19 protein-coding genes are annotated in these 16,317 nt (G+C 71.4%); 10 read left to right on the top strand and 9 right to left on the bottom strand.

The features are described from left to right. Positions 1-787 (bottom strand): DUF222 domain-containing protein (locus ACFC1J_RS12335; protein ID WP_375906191.1); only part of this gene is annotated, 787 nt, incomplete at its 3' end. Positions 788-981: 194 nt separating this feature from the next. Continuing rightward, a complete protein-coding gene (locus tag ACFC1J_RS12330; RefSeq protein ID WP_375906189.1) occupies positions 982-2,217 on the bottom strand; it encodes an AI-2E family transporter in 1,236 nt (411 codons plus the stop codon). A gap of 148 nt (positions 2,218-2,365) precedes the next feature. On the opposite strand from ACFC1J_RS12330, the gene ACFC1J_RS12325 reads away from it, so the two are divergent. From ACFC1J_RS12325 to ACFC1J_RS12300, 6 genes are all read left to right on the top strand, one after another. After that, positions 2,366-2,662, top strand: coding sequence for a chorismate mutase (locus tag ACFC1J_RS12325; RefSeq protein ID WP_375906186.1), 297 nt, complete (start codon positions 2,366-2,368; stop codon positions 2,660-2,662). A gap of 180 nt (positions 2,663-2,842) precedes the next feature. After that, positions 2,843-3,757: an SIS domain-containing protein gene (locus ACFC1J_RS12320; RefSeq protein ID WP_375906183.1), complete on the top strand. Its 915-nt coding sequence runs from the start codon at positions 2,843-2,845 to the stop codon at positions 3,755-3,757. A 9-nt stretch (positions 3,758-3,766) separates the two neighbouring features. Continuing rightward, positions 3,767-4,807 (top strand): ROK family protein, encoded by a 1,041-nt coding sequence (locus ACFC1J_RS12315; RefSeq protein WP_375906180.1) that lies wholly within the window; start codon positions 3,767-3,769, stop codon positions 4,805-4,807. Continuing rightward, on the top strand, positions 4,804-5,829 hold the full coding sequence (locus ACFC1J_RS12310) for a 1-phosphofructokinase family hexose kinase (protein WP_375906178.1): 1,026 nt from the start codon (positions 4,804-4,806) through the stop codon (positions 5,827-5,829). Before ACFC1J_RS12315 ends, ACFC1J_RS12310 begins: the two co-directional genes overlap by 4 nt. Next, complete coding sequence (locus tag ACFC1J_RS12305; protein WP_375906175.1) at positions 5,826-6,698, top strand: ketose-bisphosphate aldolase; 873 nt, start codon at positions 5,826-5,828, stop codon at positions 6,696-6,698. The genes ACFC1J_RS12310 and ACFC1J_RS12305 overlap by 4 nt, the downstream gene beginning before the upstream one ends. Further along, positions 6,695-7,471, top strand: coding sequence for a DeoR/GlpR family DNA-binding transcription regulator (locus ACFC1J_RS12300; RefSeq protein ID WP_375906173.1), 777 nt, complete (start codon positions 6,695-6,697; stop codon positions 7,469-7,471). Before ACFC1J_RS12305 ends, ACFC1J_RS12300 begins: the two co-directional genes overlap by 4 nt. Positions 7,472-7,559: 88 nt before the next feature. Here the strand turns inward: ACFC1J_RS12300 and ACFC1J_RS12295 are convergent, their stop codons facing one another. The 4 genes from ACFC1J_RS12295 to ACFC1J_RS12280 form a co-directional block, all read right to left on the bottom strand. Further along, the gene (locus ACFC1J_RS12295) at positions 7,560-8,786 is read right to left on the bottom strand and encodes a Dyp-type peroxidase (protein ID WP_375906170.1); all 1,227 of its coding nucleotides are present in this window, start codon (positions 8,784-8,786) and stop codon (positions 7,560-7,562) included. After that, the gene (locus tag ACFC1J_RS12290) at positions 8,786-9,325 is read right to left on the bottom strand and encodes a copper chaperone PCu(A)C (protein WP_375906167.1); all 540 of its coding nucleotides are present in this window, start codon (positions 9,323-9,325) and stop codon (positions 8,786-8,788) included. Before ACFC1J_RS12290 ends, ACFC1J_RS12295 begins: the two co-directional genes overlap by 1 nt. A 13-nt stretch (positions 9,326-9,338) precedes the next feature. After that, positions 9,339-9,965, bottom strand: coding sequence for a copper resistance protein CopC (locus tag ACFC1J_RS12285; RefSeq protein ID WP_375906164.1), 627 nt, complete (start codon positions 9,963-9,965; stop codon positions 9,339-9,341). 119 nt (positions 9,966-10,084) lie between these two features. Continuing rightward, complete coding sequence (locus ACFC1J_RS12280) at positions 10,085-10,693, bottom strand: hypothetical protein (RefSeq protein ID WP_375906161.1); 609 nt, start codon at positions 10,691-10,693, stop codon at positions 10,085-10,087. A 161-nt stretch (positions 10,694-10,854) separates the two neighbouring features. On the opposite strand from ACFC1J_RS12280, the gene ACFC1J_RS12275 reads away from it, so the two are divergent. Together ACFC1J_RS12275 and ACFC1J_RS12270 are read left to right on the top strand one after the other, a co-directional pair. Then, positions 10,855-11,097 carry a hypothetical protein gene (locus tag ACFC1J_RS12275; protein WP_375906158.1) on the top strand — a complete coding sequence of 81 codons (243 nt, stop codon included), beginning with the start codon at positions 10,855-10,857 and terminating at the stop codon, positions 11,095-11,097. Between the two features lie 448 nt (positions 11,098-11,545). After that, entirely contained in the window at positions 11,546-11,770 is a 225-nt protein-coding gene (locus tag ACFC1J_RS12270) for a hypothetical protein (RefSeq protein ID WP_375906156.1), read from the top strand. Positions 11,771-11,772: 2 nt separating this feature from the next. Here ACFC1J_RS12270 and ACFC1J_RS12265 read toward each other — a convergent pair whose 3' ends face one another. After that, positions 11,773-12,534, bottom strand: coding sequence for an SDR family oxidoreductase (locus ACFC1J_RS12265; RefSeq protein ID WP_375906153.1), 762 nt, complete (start codon positions 12,532-12,534; stop codon positions 11,773-11,775). A 101-nt stretch (positions 12,535-12,635) separates the two neighbouring features. Between ACFC1J_RS12265 and ACFC1J_RS12260 the strand changes: the two genes are divergently transcribed. Next, positions 12,636-13,490, top strand: a complete 855-nt coding sequence (locus tag ACFC1J_RS12260) for a helix-turn-helix transcriptional regulator (protein ID WP_375906150.1) — start codon at positions 12,636-12,638, stop codon at positions 13,488-13,490. A 28-nt stretch (positions 13,491-13,518) separates the two neighbouring features. Here the strand turns inward: ACFC1J_RS12260 and ACFC1J_RS12255 are convergent, their stop codons facing one another. Together ACFC1J_RS12255 and ACFC1J_RS12250 are read right to left on the bottom strand one after the other, a co-directional pair. Next, a complete protein-coding gene (locus ACFC1J_RS12255; protein WP_375906147.1) occupies positions 13,519-14,706 on the bottom strand; it encodes a sensor histidine kinase in 1,188 nt (395 codons plus the stop codon). Next, the gene (locus tag ACFC1J_RS12250; protein WP_375906144.1) at positions 14,699-15,451 is read right to left on the bottom strand and encodes a response regulator transcription factor; all 753 of its coding nucleotides are present in this window, start codon (positions 15,449-15,451) and stop codon (positions 14,699-14,701) included. Before ACFC1J_RS12250 ends, ACFC1J_RS12255 begins: the two co-directional genes overlap by 8 nt. An 86-nt stretch (positions 15,452-15,537) precedes the next feature. On the opposite strand from ACFC1J_RS12250, the gene ACFC1J_RS12245 reads away from it, so the two are divergent. Then, positions 15,538-16,302, top strand: coding sequence for a M15 family metallopeptidase (locus ACFC1J_RS12245; protein ID WP_375906141.1), 765 nt, complete (start codon positions 15,538-15,540; stop codon positions 16,300-16,302). Positions 16,303-16,317 lie beyond the last annotated feature (15 nt).

The raw sequence follows: 16,317 nt of genomic DNA, 5'->3' as shown, positions 1-16,317 counted from the left end.
CGCAGAGGTCGGCGCGCAGCTGATCCATGGTCCTCTCGTCGCCGGGGGCGCCGAGACCGTCCGGATCCGGCGTGACCCCACCGGCCTCGTCCTTCGCGGCCTGCGCGTTCGCGACCGCGATCATCCGGGCCTGCTGTGTGAGCCGGTCGTAGATCCCGTCGATGATCGCGGCGGAGTGGATTACCCCGAGCGCCTTCTGCCCGTCGCCGAGGTCTTCCCGCCACACCCGACGGTCCTCTTGCGCGTCCCGGTGCCGTTCGGTCAGGCTCCGCGGGGCGAGGCGTTCCGCGACGCGTTCGACGATCCGTTTCGCCCGGTGCGGGGTCTCACCCGCACACGCCTCCACCGCAATCCCTTCGAACTCCGCCCGCACCGTCTCGTCGAGGCGGGCGCCGGCGTCCTGGATCACCCGGACGTGGGCGGCGTTGATCCGCGCCTCCCCGAACGCCCGCATCGTCTCCGGGAACTTCGTCATCAGATCCGCCGCGCGCATCATGCGGGCCTGCACGACCCGGTCCGACATCCGCAGCACCCCGGCCAGCTCGGCCGCAACGCTGCGCGCCGCGATCTCCACCGCCTCACCCCGCACGGAGGCGCTACCGGCGTCTCTGGCGGCGATCTCCTCGGCCACGCGTTGCGCGGCGGCGAGCTGCGCGTCCCGCAACGCCTGGAACCGGATGATCGCCCCCTCCGCCGCCGCCACCCCCTCCCTCAGCATGCGCAGCACCGTGACCGGATCCACCGGGTCCACCCCGGGATCCATCACCGCACCCGCCGAGTTCGTCATGCGTCAAGTCAACACGGGGCCACCGACATTCCCACCCCGGAAAGCGTCCCCTCAACAGGCGAAACATCACAAACAGATCACGTCTTGATCGTGCGGAGGGGCGCCGATCAGGGGAGCGTGTCGTGCGGTGGGGCGTCGATCAGACAGGCACGAATCGACCGGACGCGGGGAGTCGATCGGACGCGACGCGTGGATCAGACGCGGGCGTTCTGCCGGGGGATCCAGACCTGCTTGATGATGATCAGGATCGACGCGGTCACCGGCACCGCGATGAGCGCACCCAGCAACCCGAGCAGCGTGCCGCCCACGAGCGCGCCGATCACGACAAGGGATCCGGGGATCGAGATCGCCCTGTTCATCACACGCGGAGTGATGACGTACGCCTCCACCTGCATGTAGACGAGGTAGATGAGCGCGAAGATCAGAGCCATCAGCGGGGAACTGAACAGCGCGATGCCGGTGCCGATGATCCAGAACAGGATCGGGCCGACCAGCGGGATCATCGTGATGAGGAAGGCCACGGTCGCCATCAGGGGCGGGAACGGCAGTCCGAGCACGAGGTAGAGCACGAAGACGAGGGCCGCGTTGATGAGTGCGAGCACCACCATTCCCATCACGTAGCCGCCGACCGAGTCGGTGATCTGGGTGGTGATCCGCGAGACGTTCTTGCGGTCGCGCGCCGGAGCCAGCTGCAGCAGGCCGCTCTTCATCGAGGGCAGCGTGGCGAGGAAGTACAGCGTGAGGACGATGACGATGAGGCCGCCGGAGATGCCGGTCGCGATCGCCGCGCCGACCTGCAGCGCCGCGTTGCCGACCTGCAGTGCGCCGCCGCCGAGCTGCATGAGCTTGTTCGGGTCGCTGAGGAACTTCTGCACCTCGGCCATGAGGTCGCTCACGCCGCCGCCGAACTGCCCCTGGATCCAGTGGTACAGATCGCTGTGCAGGAACTCCTGGATCGTCGACGGGATGGACTTGACGAACTCCGCGATCTGCGTGACCACGACGGGGACGATCGCGAGGATGACGAGCACGAGCGCGAGCGCGAACCCGACGATCACGATCACGACCGACCACGCGCGCGAGACGCCGCGCCGCTCGAGCCACCGGACGGCCGGATCGAGGCCGAGCGCGGCGAACAGCGCGAACGCGATGTAGATGAGCACGGTCGACAGGCTCGTCAGAGCCAGCCCGAGGAGGATCGCGGCGAGACCGCCCAGGGTGACGAGGAAGCCGAACGCGAACGGGCGGTCGATCCGGGTCCAGAACGAGGCGCGCGGCGTCCCCGGCTCGGCGACCGGCCGGGGCGTGTAGTCGCCCTCGGTGTGGTCGTCTGCGGCGATGGTGTCGGCCGGGGCCGTCGCGGCGGCGCGTTCGCCCTCTTCCGCCTCTGCGACAGCGCTGTTTTCGAGGCCGGAGTCATCGCTGGTCATGGCTTCACTTTAGGGGAGGGGTGTGCGGGCCGGCGGGTGCCCGCCCCGCACTTCCGAGGTTCCCGGTCGCGTCACGGCGGGTCCGTCGCGGGGCGGGACGGGTTATCGTCGGAGGGATCGCACGTCCGCCGCCCGGTGAGGAGCCCCGATGTCCGCCCCCGATCCCCGCACCGAACTGCTGCGACTGCGCGCCAGCATCGACAACATCGACGCCGCCCTCATCTTCATGCTGGCCGAGCGGTTCCGCTGCACGCAGCAGGTCGGCGTGCTCAAGGCCGAGCACGAGATGCCGGCCTCGGATCCGGGCCGCGAGGAGCAGCAGGTCGCGCGTCTGCGCGCCTTGGCCGAGGAGGCTCACCTGGATCCGGAGTTCGCGGAGAAGTGGTTCAACTTCGTCGTCGCCGAGGTCATCCGCCACCACACCGAGGCCGCCGAGTCCCGCTGATCCGGCGGACCGGCAGGCGAAGGCCGCCGAACGCAGGACGGACAGGCCTCCTGCGGGCGGTGTTCGTGGTGCGCCGCGCGTCGCCGGACGGCAATTCGGGGTGACGGAAAGTGCGTGTTTTACCGTAAGATCGATCATGGTCGCGCATATGACGTCGACCAAAGCCGCCGAGGAGGACGCATGACCGACCCGAACGAGAAGCTCGCCCCCGGCGCCCACATGCGCGCCGAGCTCGACTCGCAGCCCGAGACGTGGGAGCGCGCGGTCGGCATGACGGCCGAACAGGCGCTGCTGCCGGCGAAGGGACAGCGCGTCGCCGTGATCGGCTGCGGCACCTCGTGGTTCATGGCCCAGTCCTACGCCGCGCTACGCGAGCGCGCGGGCTTCGGCATCACCGACGCCTATGCCGCGAGCGAGGCGTTCATGGATCGCGGCTACGACGCGGTCGTCGCCCTGACCCGCTCCGGAACGACGACCGAGGTGCTCGAGCTCGTCGACGAGCTCAAGGGATCCGGATCCGCCCCGCGCATCGTCGGCGTCATCGGCGACGCGACCTCGCCGCTCGTGGGCATGGTCGACGACGCGATCCTGCTGCCGTTCGCCGACGAGCAGTCCGTCGTGCAGACCCGCTTCGCGACCACCGCGCTCGCGCTGTTCCGCGCCTCGCTCGGCGAGGACCTCACCACCGCCATCGCCGACGCCCGCACCGCGATCGACGAGGTGGATCCGACCCTCGCCGGCGCCGAGCAGTACACGTTCCTCGGCCGCGGCTGGACCATCGGCCTCGCGCACGAGGCGGCCCTGAAGATGCGCGAGTCGTCGCAGTCGTGGACCGAGTCGTACCCGTCGATGGACTACCGTCACGGTCCGATCGCGATCGCCGCACCCGGCCGCATCACCTGGCAGTTCGGCGCCGCGCCTGAGGGCCTGGACGCCCAGGTTGCCGCGACCGGCGGCCGCTGGGTGCAGCACGCGATCGACCCGATGGCCGACCTCGCGCGCCTGCACCGCGTGGCGCTCGACCGCGCGCTGGCGAAGGGGCTCAACCCCGACGAGCCGCGCAACCTCACCCGCTCGGTCATCCTTGAGGACTGAGAACCGGCGATGACGATCCCCTCCGGCGACGCCCGCGCGCACGAGGCGGCGGAAACCGCCCGGGCCGTGCCCGATGTGATCACCGATGCCTCGGGGGACCCCCTCGTCCCGCGTCTGGATCCGAGATCAGCGGCCGAGCTCGGCGCGGGCGCCCCCGTGCTCGCGTTCGACGTCGGCGGCACCGACATCAAGTCGGCCCTCTTCGACGCCGGGGGAGCCATGCTCGGGCTGCGCCGCACGCCGACGCCGGATCCGGGGACCGATCTCCCGGAGCGGCTGATCGCCCGGCTGGTCGAGCTCGGCGCGCAGCTGCGCGAGGAGCATCCAGGGGTGGATCCGGTCGCGGTCGGGCTCGTCGTCCCCGGCATCGTCGACGAGGTCGCCGGTGTCGGCGTCTTCGCCAGCAACATGGGCTGGCGGGACGCACCGATCCGCGCGCTCGCGGAGGAGGCGTTCGGCCTGCCGGTCGCCTTCGACCACGACGTGCGCACGGGCGGCTGGGCCGAGCATGTGCTCGGCGGCGCGCGCCCATACCCGAACTCGATCGTGCTGATCATCGGCACCGGGATCGCCGGCGCGCTGCTGCTGGGCGGAGTGCCCTTCACGTCCGGCGGCTACGCCGGCGAGGTCGGCCACTCCCCGGTCGCGGACGAGCCGCTGTGCCCGTGCGGCGCGCGCGGCTGTCTCGAGGCCATCGCCTCCGCAGGCGCGATCGCCCGCCGCTACACCGCACGCAGCGGGATCGCCGTGGAGGGGGCGAAGGAGGTCATCGCGCTCGCCGCCGAGGGCGACGAGGCCGCCGCCGAGGTCTGGAACGAGGCGCTCGACGCGCTCGCCCTGTCGCTCGCGCAGCTCACCGCGGTCGTCGCGCCGCAGGCCATCGTGATCGGTGGCGGGCTGTCGCGCGCGGGCGGTGCGCTGTTCGACGAGCTCCGCGCGCGCCTGAGAGCGCGCCTCAGCTTTCACCGGATCCCGGAACTGGTGCCCGCGCAGCTGCTGGGCAACGCAGGGATCCTGGGTGCGGCGCTGCGCGCGAGGAGTCTCGGATGATCGTCACCGTCACGCCGAATCCCGCCCTGGATCTCACCTGGCACGTCGATCGGATCGTGCCGGGCGGGACCCATCGCGCCGACACCGGCATCTCCCGGGCGGGCGGCAAGGGCCTGAACGTCGCCCGGGTGGCGCACGCGCAGGGCGCCGCCGTCCTCGCGGTCGCGACTTCGGGCGGGGCGACGGGCGCCGAGTTCGCCGCCGAACTGGCCTCTTCCCCGGTTCCGCACGAGCTCGTCCCCGTGCAAGGGGCGACTCGCCGGAGCGTCGCACTGGTCGACGAGCATCTCGGCGACACCACGATCGTGAACGAGCGCGGCGTCAACCCCACGACGCGGGAGTGGGAAGCGCTGAAGGTCGCCGTGGTGCGTGCGCTGGATGCCACTCCGGTCCCTGAGCCTGTCGAAGGGCCCGGCTCCGCGAGCGCTCCTTCGATCACGAAGGCGACCAAGCGCGTCCTCGTCCTCTCCGGATCCCTTCCGCCCGGGGCTCCCGACGGCCTGCTGCCGGCGCTCATCCGGATCGGCCGCGACGCCGGCGCGATCGTGATCGCCGACACGTCCGGGCCCGCGCTCCTCGCCGCCGCCGACGCCGGCGCGACCGTGCTCAAGCCCAACACCGCCGAGCTCGCGGAGGCCACCGGCATCGCGGACCCCATCGCCGGCGCGTGCGAACTGCTGCACCGCGGAGCATCGCTGGTCCTGCTCTCCCGCGGGGCGGACGGGATGCTGGCGGTCACCGCCGACGAGGTCGTGCGCGCCCGGCTGGCGCACCCTCTCGCGGGCAACCCGACCGGCGCGGGCGATGCCGCCGTCGCCGCCTGCGCCGTGCTGATGGCGCAGGGCGAGAAGGACCCGGTCGCGCTGCTGCGCCGTGCGACCGCCTGGTCGGCCGCCGCCGTGCTGATGCCCCTCGCGGGCGAGATCCATCCGTCCTGGCCCGACCTCGAGGACTCCCTGATCGTCGACAGCCCACCGCTGACGGCGCTGAGCCGACCGTCCACCGAAAGGACACCCCGATGACCCTCGTCTCCGCCCGCGACCTCGTGCACGACGCGGCCCGCCGCGGCACCGGCGTCGGCGCCTTCAACGTGATCCACCTCGAGACGGCCGAGGCGCTGGTCGCCGCGTCCGTGCAGGCCGAGCTGCCCGTGATCCTGCAGATCTCGCAGAACTGCGCCGATTACCACGGCGGTCTCGAACCGATCGCGCTCGCCACCCTCGCGGTCGCGCGCCGCGCCGCCACCCCGGTCGCCGTGCACCTCGACCATGCCGAGCGTCCCGAGCTCGTGGACGAGGCCATCGCCCTGGGCTTCGGCTCCGTGATGTTCGACGGCGGCGCGCTCGACTACGCCGAGAACGTCGCGCTCACCGCGCAGGTCGTCGAGCGCGCCCATGCCGCCGAGGTGTACGTGGAGGGCGAGCTCGGCGAGGTCGGCGGCAAGGACGGTGCGCACGCGCCGGGCGTCCGCACGGATCCGCAGGAGGCTCGGGCCTTCGTCGCGGAGACCGGTGTCGACGCCCTCGCCGTGGCCGTGGGGTCCTCGCATGCGATGACCGACCGCACCGCGGCACTCGACCTCGATCTCATCGGCCGCCTGCGCGAGGCCCTGCGCGGCGCGGGGGAGGACGGTGTCGACGTGCCGCTCGTGCTGCACGGCTCCAGCGGTGTGCCGGATGACGCGATCGCGGCGGCGGTGCGCGCGGGCATGACGAAGATCAACGTCTCGACGCATCTGAACGGCTTCTTCACGCGCGCGATCCGGGAGAGGCTCGAGGCGGATCCGCGCCTCGTCGACTCGCGGAAGTACCTGGCCCCCGCCCGCGACGCCGTCGCCGGCGAGGCCGCGCGGCTGCTGCGCCTGCTCGCCGGATCCGGGGCCGGCAGATGAACAGGGCGAACCGGCTGACGGCGATCCTCGACCTCCTCGCCGCGCGGGGGGACGTGTCTGTCGAGGAGCTCGCGGAGCGCTTCGACGCATCCGCCGCCACGATCCGCCGCGACCTGGACAGCCTGTCCGAGCGGCGGCTGCTCACCCGCACCCACGGCGGGGCGGTGGCGCAGTCCGTCGCGTACGAGCTGCCGATCCGGTACAAGAGCCATCAGCGCACCTCGCAGAAGGAGCGCATCGCGCAGGCGGCGTCGGCGCTGGTCGCACCCGGATCCGTGGTGGGCCTCTCCGGCGGCACCACCACGACGGCGATCGCGACGGCGCTCGCGGCCAGGGAGGATCTCGCCGACCAGGGGCTCACGGTGGTGACGAACGCCGTGAACATCGCCGCCCAGCTCGCCACACGCCCCGACATCAAAGTCGTGGTGACCGGCGGGGTGATCCACTCCCGCAGCTACGAGCTCGTGGGCCCGTTCGTCGAGCAGCTGCTCGCGGGCATCGCGCTCGACATCGCGTTCATCGGTGTGAATGCGATGTCCGTGGAGGGCATGGCGAGCACGCACGACGAGCGCGAGGCGGCCGTGAACCGCCTGATGGCGAGTCGCGCGCGACGTGCGGTGATCGTCGCCGACTCGTCGAAGATCGGCGCCTCCGCGTTCGCCGCGGTCGGCGGCGCGGATCTCTTCCCCACGCTGCTGACCGACGACGGCCTCGCGCCCGCGGACCGGCGCTCGCTCGGCGACGCCGGTTTCGACGTGGTCCTGGCGGACTGACCCGGACCCCGGACCCCGGACCCCGGACCCGATCCGGATCCATCGGCGCCTGCTCGAGCGGAGCGACCTCGGCCCGAGCAGGCGCTTCTCACGCGAGCAGGGTGTCGCCGATGAATCCGTCTTCGGCGCATCCGGGCGGAACGGCGAAGACGGCGGATCCGATGGGCGTCGTCCATTCGTTGAGGAGGTCGAGCTCGTCGAGGCGACGCTGCATGGGCGTGAACTGCTGCTCGACGTCGGCCTGGAAGGAGACGAAGATAAGGCCTGAGTCGGAGATCTGAGTCCCGATCGGCCGTTCGTCGTAGTTGTAGGCGCGGCGGAAGATGCGTTCGGATCCGTCGCCGCGAGCCCGCCGCATGTGCGCGAACGGGGGGATGACCGGGAACCCGATGGATGTCTTCGCCTCGAAGTCCGGCTCGTCGAACTCGTCGGTTCCGGTGAGCGGCGCCCCGTTCGCGAGGGTGCGCCCGATGCTCGCGTCGCGGCCGGAGCGGTCCAGGCGATCCCACTTGTCGAGATCCATCCGGATGCGGCGCACGACCATTCCGGTGCCGCCCGCGAGCCAGCCGTCCGTGGTCCAGACGACCTCGTCGAAGTCGTCCGTCCCCGGCCGGGGATTCGTGGTCCCGTCGACCTGACCGAACAGGTTGCGCATCGTGGTGCCGGGCCGCTCGGTGCCGTACGCGCGTCGGAACCCCTGCTGGGTCCATCGCACGTCCGCGAAACCGCGTGCATCTTTCAGCAGCATCCGGGTGGCATGGGCGACCGTGAGGGGATCGTCCCCGGCGATCTGGAGCAGCAGGTCCCCGTCGGAGAATTCCGGACGCAGCTGATCCATGCGGAAGGCAGGCAGCGGGCCCAGCCATGCCGGGCCGGATCCGCTCGCTCGTGCCACCAGGCCTGGCCCGAACCCGAAGGTGACCGTCAGACGCGCGGGCGCGTGCGACAGTTCCGGTTCGGAATCCGCCAGGGCGGGCTTGCCCTGGGTGAGCCGGGCCGCATCGTCGGTCAGGATCCGCAGCAGACGGGTGAGTGCCACCCGGTCGACATCGCCGTGGAGGTCGAGAGCGATGAACGCCCCGTGCGCCTGCGCGTCGGTGTCGACGCCGGCCTGATGCACGCCGAAGAACGGCACGGTGCTCTCGCCGTTCATGGGTGCGGCCGCGGCGACGGGCGTCTCCTGCCGACGGTTGAGGGCGAGGTCCACGCCGACCGCGGCGACCGCGCCGGCCCCGGCGACAGCCCCTCCGAGGAGGAACTGCCGCCGGGTCGACCCGGTGCGACGGGTGCGGGCGCCCTCAGCGGGCGCGGGCATCAGTGACCCGCGCCCTTGTGGCCGTCGTCGTAGTTCTCGTTCGCGCCCGAGTAGTCCTTCACGGGTGCCGTGAAGGTGTACGTCGAGCGGTCGGAGAACGTGAGCGTGAAGCTGGCCTCCGCCCCGGCCTTCAGCGGTGCGGTGAGATCCATCAGCATGATGTGGTTCGCGCCCGGCTCGAGAGCGAGCTCGCCACGCGCAGGGATGACGAAGCCGCCCTCGATCTCCCGCATGACCATCTCGCCCGAATCGTTCGCGACCGTCTCATGCAACTGCAGCATGTTCGACGCATCCGAGGCGACGGAGACGACCGTCACGTCGTCGCCGCTGCTGTTCGCGAGAGTTCCGAACGTTGCGGACATGCCGTCCGCGGCCGACTTCACCCAGGCGTTCTCGATGGTGACGACATCGCCCGCGGGTGCGGACGTGGCCGGTGCGGGTGCTGCGGATGCGGCGCACCCGGTCAGCGCGAGCAGCGAGACGGCGGCGAGCACGGTGAGGCGGGCAAGCCTGGTCGCGGTGTTGGTGGTGGTGTTCATGGTCGTTGTGCCTTTACAGATCATCTGCCGCGGACTCGCCGGTGTCCGGCGTCGCGGCTTCCGTCCGAGGACGGCGAAGGAATCGGAACAGGACGAAACCGAGCGCAGCGATCGCCGCCCCGGCTCCGCCGATGAGCAGCACCCGCAGGGCGCCGCTGGATTCGTCTGCGATCTGATCCGACGTAGTGGTCCTGATCTCCGGACGTGCCGACGTGCTTCCCCTGCCGGCGGTGGTTCCCGCGGGCAGGGGATCGGCGTCGCCGACCGTGAACGGGACGACTCCCGCGATCGGGTGCCCATCCGCGGACACGACCTGCCACCGCACCTGATATCCGGAGACAGGCATGCCCGGCTTCAGCTCGACGGTCACGATGTTCCCGACCACTTCGGCCCGGCCGGTCGCCCAGTTCGTGTCGGAGTCGTCGACGACGAGCACCACGGCGCCGAGGCCCGTGTCATCGAGCGCGAGGAGATCGCCGGAGAAGGTCATCGAGATGCTCGTCGGCGCGACGGCGAGCTGTTCGCCGACGCCAGGAGTGCTCGAGACCAGCTGGTCATGGGCGGACGCGGGTGACGCCGTCGTGAGCACGACGACGGATGCCAACGCCAGCCCCGCCGCATACCTGCGGAAAGGGGACATGAGTCAAGGACCTCTCGATGGACGCCGATACGGCGTCGTTCCTACGTTCAGATCGCCGCGCGCGAGACCGCGCGGGCAGGACGCACTGCACGACGGAGACGTCGCCAGCGCGGTTCGGATCAGATCGCAGCGAGAACAGGCGGCGCGCGCCCGCGCAGCGTCGCCAGGCGAGGGGCATCCGCAGGGCGCACGACGTCGAACGCGCCCCAGAGGGCGGGCTTCGTCTCGTGCGACGGGGCGACGACGACCGCGACGGTGCGCCGGTGCAGCCAGCGCACGGCCTGCCCGGCCAGATCGCGGATCGCGAGGACGAGTCTCTCGCCCCAGTGCAGTGCGGCGATCGTCATCGCTGCGGCGACCGCGTGACCGACCCACATGCTCCCGTCCGCGGCCACTACTTCCGGGAGGACTCCCGATGCCTCGGGCAGCGCCTGCGTCATCCCGTGCACATGCGGCCTCGGCGTCTTGGACGGCGTGATCGTGCCGAGCACGAAGAGCGCGTGGAACAGGAACTGGCTCGCTCCCACCGACAGCCCGAGGCGGATCAGTGAGAGCTTCCGCCCGGCGAGCAGGACGCACACCATGAGCGACAGCAGCCAGGGCACGAGCAGTCCGAGGGGGCCAGGCATCTCGCCGCCGCCCGTGATGTGACCGGCCAGGGCGATGAAGATCGAGAGCGTCGCGGCCGCAAAGCCGCGGATGACCGCAGGCTTCCGGGACGCGAACACGCACCCAGTCTGTCACGAGTGCCGGAACTCCCCGTCCGACCCACGATCCGCGGCTCGTCCCCCACCGCCCGCCGGAAACCGGAGTTCTGCACAGATCGCATGCAGCTCTCACACGCGAGGCATTCCCGTGACATCGTGGGTCCCGCGAGTGAGAATGGGGCATGACCATGACGGAACCGCAGGTGTGGACGCTGATCGGAGTGTTCGCGGCGGTCATGCTCGGAGGCATGACGCTCATGACGACGCTGCTGACGCGCACGATCTCCGCGAAGTCCGACGCCGCCGACAGCCGGATCGAGACCCTTCGCGTGGAGATGAACGCGCGATTCGACACGATGGACGTGAAGTTCTCGACGCTCGACAAGGAAGTGGCGACTCTCGCCGAGCGGTTCTGGCGCTCCTGAGGAGCGCACGCGGCCGAGGAGGTAGCGGGGCAGCAGCATCATCGCTCCGAGCGTCACTGGCACAGCCATGATCGCGAGGACTCCGCCTGTTGTCCGCGTCCGCCGGCCCAGCCCTTCGTAAGGTTCCGTAACCGTCGTGTTGCGACATCGCACCCAGCGATTCGCGACCGAATGGTCATCTGAGCCGCGGGCGGCGTAATCCGATGAGGGCGTCGTGGTCTCTCAGGTGCACGGCGTTCGCAGGCCGGAATCCCTGATCTCAGCCTGTCGACTCCCATCGCCGTGTTCGCCGGGCGGTGTCGTCACCCGCCGATCGTCTCCATGTTCGCGGAGGGGGCGAGGTGCGGCCGGACAGGCGTCCGGCCGCACCGGATCCCGCAGATGCGTCGCGCGAGATCGCGACTGCGGCGATGAACCAGATCTTGACCGAGGAAGCACCGGGGACGGAATGACTATGCATGAGGGCACTGATCTTCTGGCGCTCGAAGACGGCGAGGAAGGGACGGATGGGGGCACGCTCGGCGAGGCGGTCGCCTGGGTCGCCGCGATGATCGGCATCCATCTGATCGGCGCCCTCATCGTCGTGATCGGCATCGTCGGGGCCTGGGCCCTCATCGCGAGCGCTTTCGGGCCGTCGGCTGCAGCGCTCGGACGTTCCCTCGGATTGGGGTGATCTCAGGCGTCGCCGTGCGGATCCAGCCGGTTCAGCGTCGCGACGGTCTGCGCGTAGTCGCCGCGCACCTCTCCGAAACGGAGCAGCTTCACGTTCTCAACGAGGATCTCGTGCGCACCAGGCTGGGCCGCGATGAGCGCCATCGTCTCGTCGACGAAGGCGTCGAGCGGCATCGCGAACGGGCTCTCGCTCTGTCCCGGCATGAGCTCGGTCGCGACGGCGGGCGGAACGAGTTCGAGCACCGAGACGCTCGTGCCGTCGAGCTGCAGGCGGATCGACTCCGACAGCATGTGGATCGCGGCCTTGGTCGCGTTGTAGGTCGGCGTGACGCGCAGCGGGGTGTGCGCGAGGCCGCTCGAGACCGTGACGATCGTCGCGGCGGGGCGGCTCTGCAGGTGCTCGGTGAGCGCCGCGATGAGCCGGATCGGACCGAGCAGGTTGGTCGTCACGATCTCCTCGGCGTCGGCGAGGAAGCCGTCGCCGCGCCAGTCCTCGACGCGCATGATGCCGGCCATCGCGATCAGTACGTCGAGCTCGGGGTGGGTGGAGACCACCTCGGCGGCGGCCGCGCGGATGCTCTCGGGATCGGCGGTGTCGATGCGCACGGTGTCGAAGCCGTGCGCGGCCGCGAGCTGTGCGAGGAGCTCGGCACGGCGCCCTCCGATGATCACGGTGTTGCCCGCGGACTGCAGACGCAGCGCGAGGGCGAGGCCGATGCCGCTCGTCGCGCCGGGGATGAAGACGGTGTTTCCGGAGATGTTCATGACTCCAGGCTCGGCGGGATCCGCTCCGACGATAAGAGACCGGGCGATCGGGGGATCCGCGATCCCTGGTTGCGGATTCGCCGGCGTCGGACAATGGATCCATGGACCGCATCGCCCTCGCCGACTTCCTGCGCCGCCGCCGCGAGGCGCTGCGCCCCGGCGACGTCGGTCTGCATGAGGGGGCGCGCCGTCGTGCGCAGGGCCTGCGCCGCGAGGAGGTCGCCCAGCTCACCGGCATGTCCGTCGACTACTACACCCGCCTGGAGCAGCGACGCGGACCGCAGCCGAGCGAGCAGATGCTCGCCGCCCTCGCCCGCGCCCTGCGGCTGACCGCCGACGAACGGGACTACCTGTTCCGCACCGCGGGGCACTCGGCGCCCGACCGGCGCAGCACGCTGCCGCACGTCGCGCCGGCCCTGCTCAGGGTGCTCGACCGCCTCGACGACACCCCGGCGCTGGTCCTCTCGAACCTGGGCGAGACGCTCGTGGCCAACCGGATGGCGCAAGCACTGCTCGGGGATTCGTCCGAGCGCACCGGACTCGCCCGCAGCGACGTCTACCGCTGGTTCACGGATCCGGCCGCGCGGGCGGTGTATCCCGAGGCCGACCACGCGCGGCACGCCCGCGCCCAGGTCGCGGGGCTGCGCGCCGCATACGGCGCGATGGGGACGCGGTCACGGGCGGGCGAGCTCGTGCGGGCGCTGCAAGCGGAGAGCTCCGAGTTCGCCGAGCTCTGGGAGCGGCACGAGGTCGCCGTCCGCTTCGAGGATCACAAGACCCTGGTGCACCCCGAGCTCGGGCCGATCGAGCTCGACTGCCAGGCGCTCTTCACCGAGGACCAGTCGCAGGCTCTGCTCGTGCTCACCGCCCCGCCGCGGACGGACGGGTGGCAGAAGCTGCAGCTGCTGTCCGTGATCGGCGCGCAGCGGTTCGAGGCGACGAGCGAACCGCGCTGACGCTCCGGCCCGTGACGGATCTGCCGGCTCAGGCCAGCGGGAACGTCGCCTCGACGCGAAGGCCGCCCTCCGGTCGTGCGGTCAGGACGAGGGATCCGCCCAGCACCTCGACGATCGATCCCGCGATCGCCAGACCCAGTCCGGATCCGCCGTGGGCGCCGTCGCGCGTGCGGCCCGCGCCGCGCTGGAACGGCTCGACCAGGGTGGCGACCACCGCGGGGTCGAGCCGGTCTCCGGTGTTCTCCACGATGAGCGCGCCCTGACCGCCGAGGCTGACCGTGCGCACGGTCGCGGATCCTCCGGAGCGGAGGTTGTGCACGAGCGCGTTCTGCACGAGGTTCAGGGCGAGCTGGTCGAGCAGCGCCGCATCCCCGTGCACGATGACGGGGTCGCCGACCACGTCGAGCCGCACATCGTGGGAGGCCGCGACCTCGTGCAGCAGTTCGATCGCGCCCTCCGCGGCGAGCGAGAGGTCGACCGGAGTGCGTGCCGGAGGCCGCGCGTCCAGTCGCGCGAGCAGCAGGAGCGCCTCGGTGAGCGTGATCGCGCGCTCGTTCGCGGCGCGGAGGCGCACGAGCAGCTGTGGGACATCCGGATCCGGATCCGCCTCGGCGACGTCGAGCAGGGCGCGGGTGATCGCGAGCGGCGTGCGCAGTTCGTGGGACGCGCTCGCCGCGAACCGGCGCTCGCGCTCCATGTCGTGCTGGATCCGGTCGAGCATGCCGTCGAAGACGTCGGCCAGGCGGCGGAACTCGTCGTCGCGGCCCGGCAGCGCGATCCGCGCGTCGAGGTCGCCGTCGCTCACGGCCTGCGCGGTCGCACCGATCACGGTGAGCGGACGGAGCACCCGGCCGGCGAGGAGCCAGCCGCCGAGCACGCCGAGCGCGATGAGCCCGAGGAGCGCCCAGGTGGCCGGAGGCACGAACGCGCGGATGATGTCCGTGCGGTTCGGCGCCCAGCTCGTGCCGGCGATCGGGTCGGTGTTGTAGACCGTGCCGTCCGGCACGTAGCGCAGGAGCCACAGCGCGACGACGCCGAGCAGCACGGCGCCCGCCACGGCGACGAGCGCGACGTAGCTGAGTGTGAGGCGCCAGCGCACGGACAGCCCGACGGGCCGGGCGGGGCGCGGCGGGAGTGCGGGGCTCGGCGAGAGTGCGGGTGTCGGCGGAAGTGCAGGCGTCGCCGGAACCTCGGGGCTCGGCGCCGCGTCAGGCATTCCCCGTCCTTCCCGGCAGCGTCGCGTCCTCGGCCATCGTCTCCTCGTCTTCGGCCATCGTCTCCTCGTCTTCACCCGGGGCGCTGTCGGTGCCGATCCGGTAGCCGACGCCCGGCACCGTGAGGATCACCCAGGGCTCGCCGAGCCGCTTGCGCAGGGACGACACCGTGATGCGCACCGCGTTCGTGAACGGATCCGCGTTCTCGTCCCAGGCGCGTTCGAGCAGCTCCTCCGCGCTGATCACGCCGCCGCCGGCCTCGACGAGCACCTGCAGCACGGCGAACTGCTTGCGGGTGAGGGCGACGTAACGCCCGTCGCGGTAGACCTCGCGACGGAACGGGTCGAGCCGGATCCCGGCCAGCTCGTGCACCGGCGGCGTCGAGCGCGGGGACCGCCGCGCGAGCGCCCTGATCCGCAGGATCAGCTCGCGCATCTCGAAGGGCTTGGTCAGGTAGTCGTCGGCGCCGAGTTCGAAGCCGCTCGCCTTGTCGTCGAGACGATCGGCGGCCGTGAGCATGAGGATCGGCAGGCCGGATCCGGAGGCGACGATCGCCTGCGCGATGGCGTCGCCGCTGGGCCCCGGGATATCCCGGTCGAGGACCGCCACGTCGTAGGCGTTGATGTCCAACATCTCCAGGGCGACGTGCCCGTCGCCGGCGGTGTCCGCGGCGATCGCCGCGAGACGCAGTCCATCACGGACCGCTCCGGCCAGGGCGGGTTCGTCCTCCACGATCAGCACGCGCATGCCAGAAGCCTAAGCACACCGGCATATCGCCGGCGTATGCGAAATCGCGTACGGCCGGGCAACGCGGGTCTCGATGGGGTGGAGGCATGGACACGAACACCTCTGCTCTGCGGAGACCCGGATCCGCACCGGACAGGATCCTGCATAGGGATCCGCACGACGACGGCGCACCCACCGCGGCACTGACTCGCGGCCCGCAGCACGTGCGGCCGCGGAAGTCTCTGCGACGCCCGCGACTGTTCCGGATCGTCGTCACGCTGACGGTGCTCGCCACGCTGGGGGCCGGCACCGCGGCCGCGGTGATCACGGCCGCCGTCGCGTCACGGCCGGACTATCCGGGGCCTGTGGCGGCGGCCGGGGGCGGCTCCGCGTCGGCGCGCAACGGTGGGATGCCGACCGCCGAGGACGGCTACCTCGCCGACGGCGACTCCGTGGCGCTGTCGGACTCGGTGCCGGCGGTGACGAACCTGGATCCCGGACTGCGCGAGGCCCTCGGGCAGGCGCTCGCCGCGGCCGAGGAGGACGGGCTCGAGCTGCGCGTGGCGAGCGGCTGGCGCTCGAAGGCGTATCAGGCGTGGCTGCTGCGCGACGCCGTGCACACCTACGGATCCGAGGCGGAGGCGGCGCGCTGGGTGGGCACGCCGGACACGTCGCTTCACGTCAAGGGTCAGGCGGTCGACATCGGCCCCTACGACGCCGCGGACTGGCTGAACCGCCACGGCGCGCAGTTCGGGCTCTGCCGCACCTACGACAACGAGGCCTGGCACTTCGAGCTGAGCCCCTCCGCGATCGATCAGGGCTGCCCGCCGATGTTCCGCGATCCGACCGAGGATCCCCGCATGCAGGGCTGAGCCGGGGTCCGGCGT

The sequence above is a fragment of the Microbacterium sp. NPDC056052 genome (genome assembly GCF_042266785.1).
Classification (GTDB): domain Bacteria; phylum Actinomycetota; class Actinomycetes; order Actinomycetales; family Microbacteriaceae; genus Microbacterium.
The sequence above is the reverse complement of the archived record's forward strand: the minus strand, read 5'-3'. Positions and strand labels throughout refer to the sequence as shown.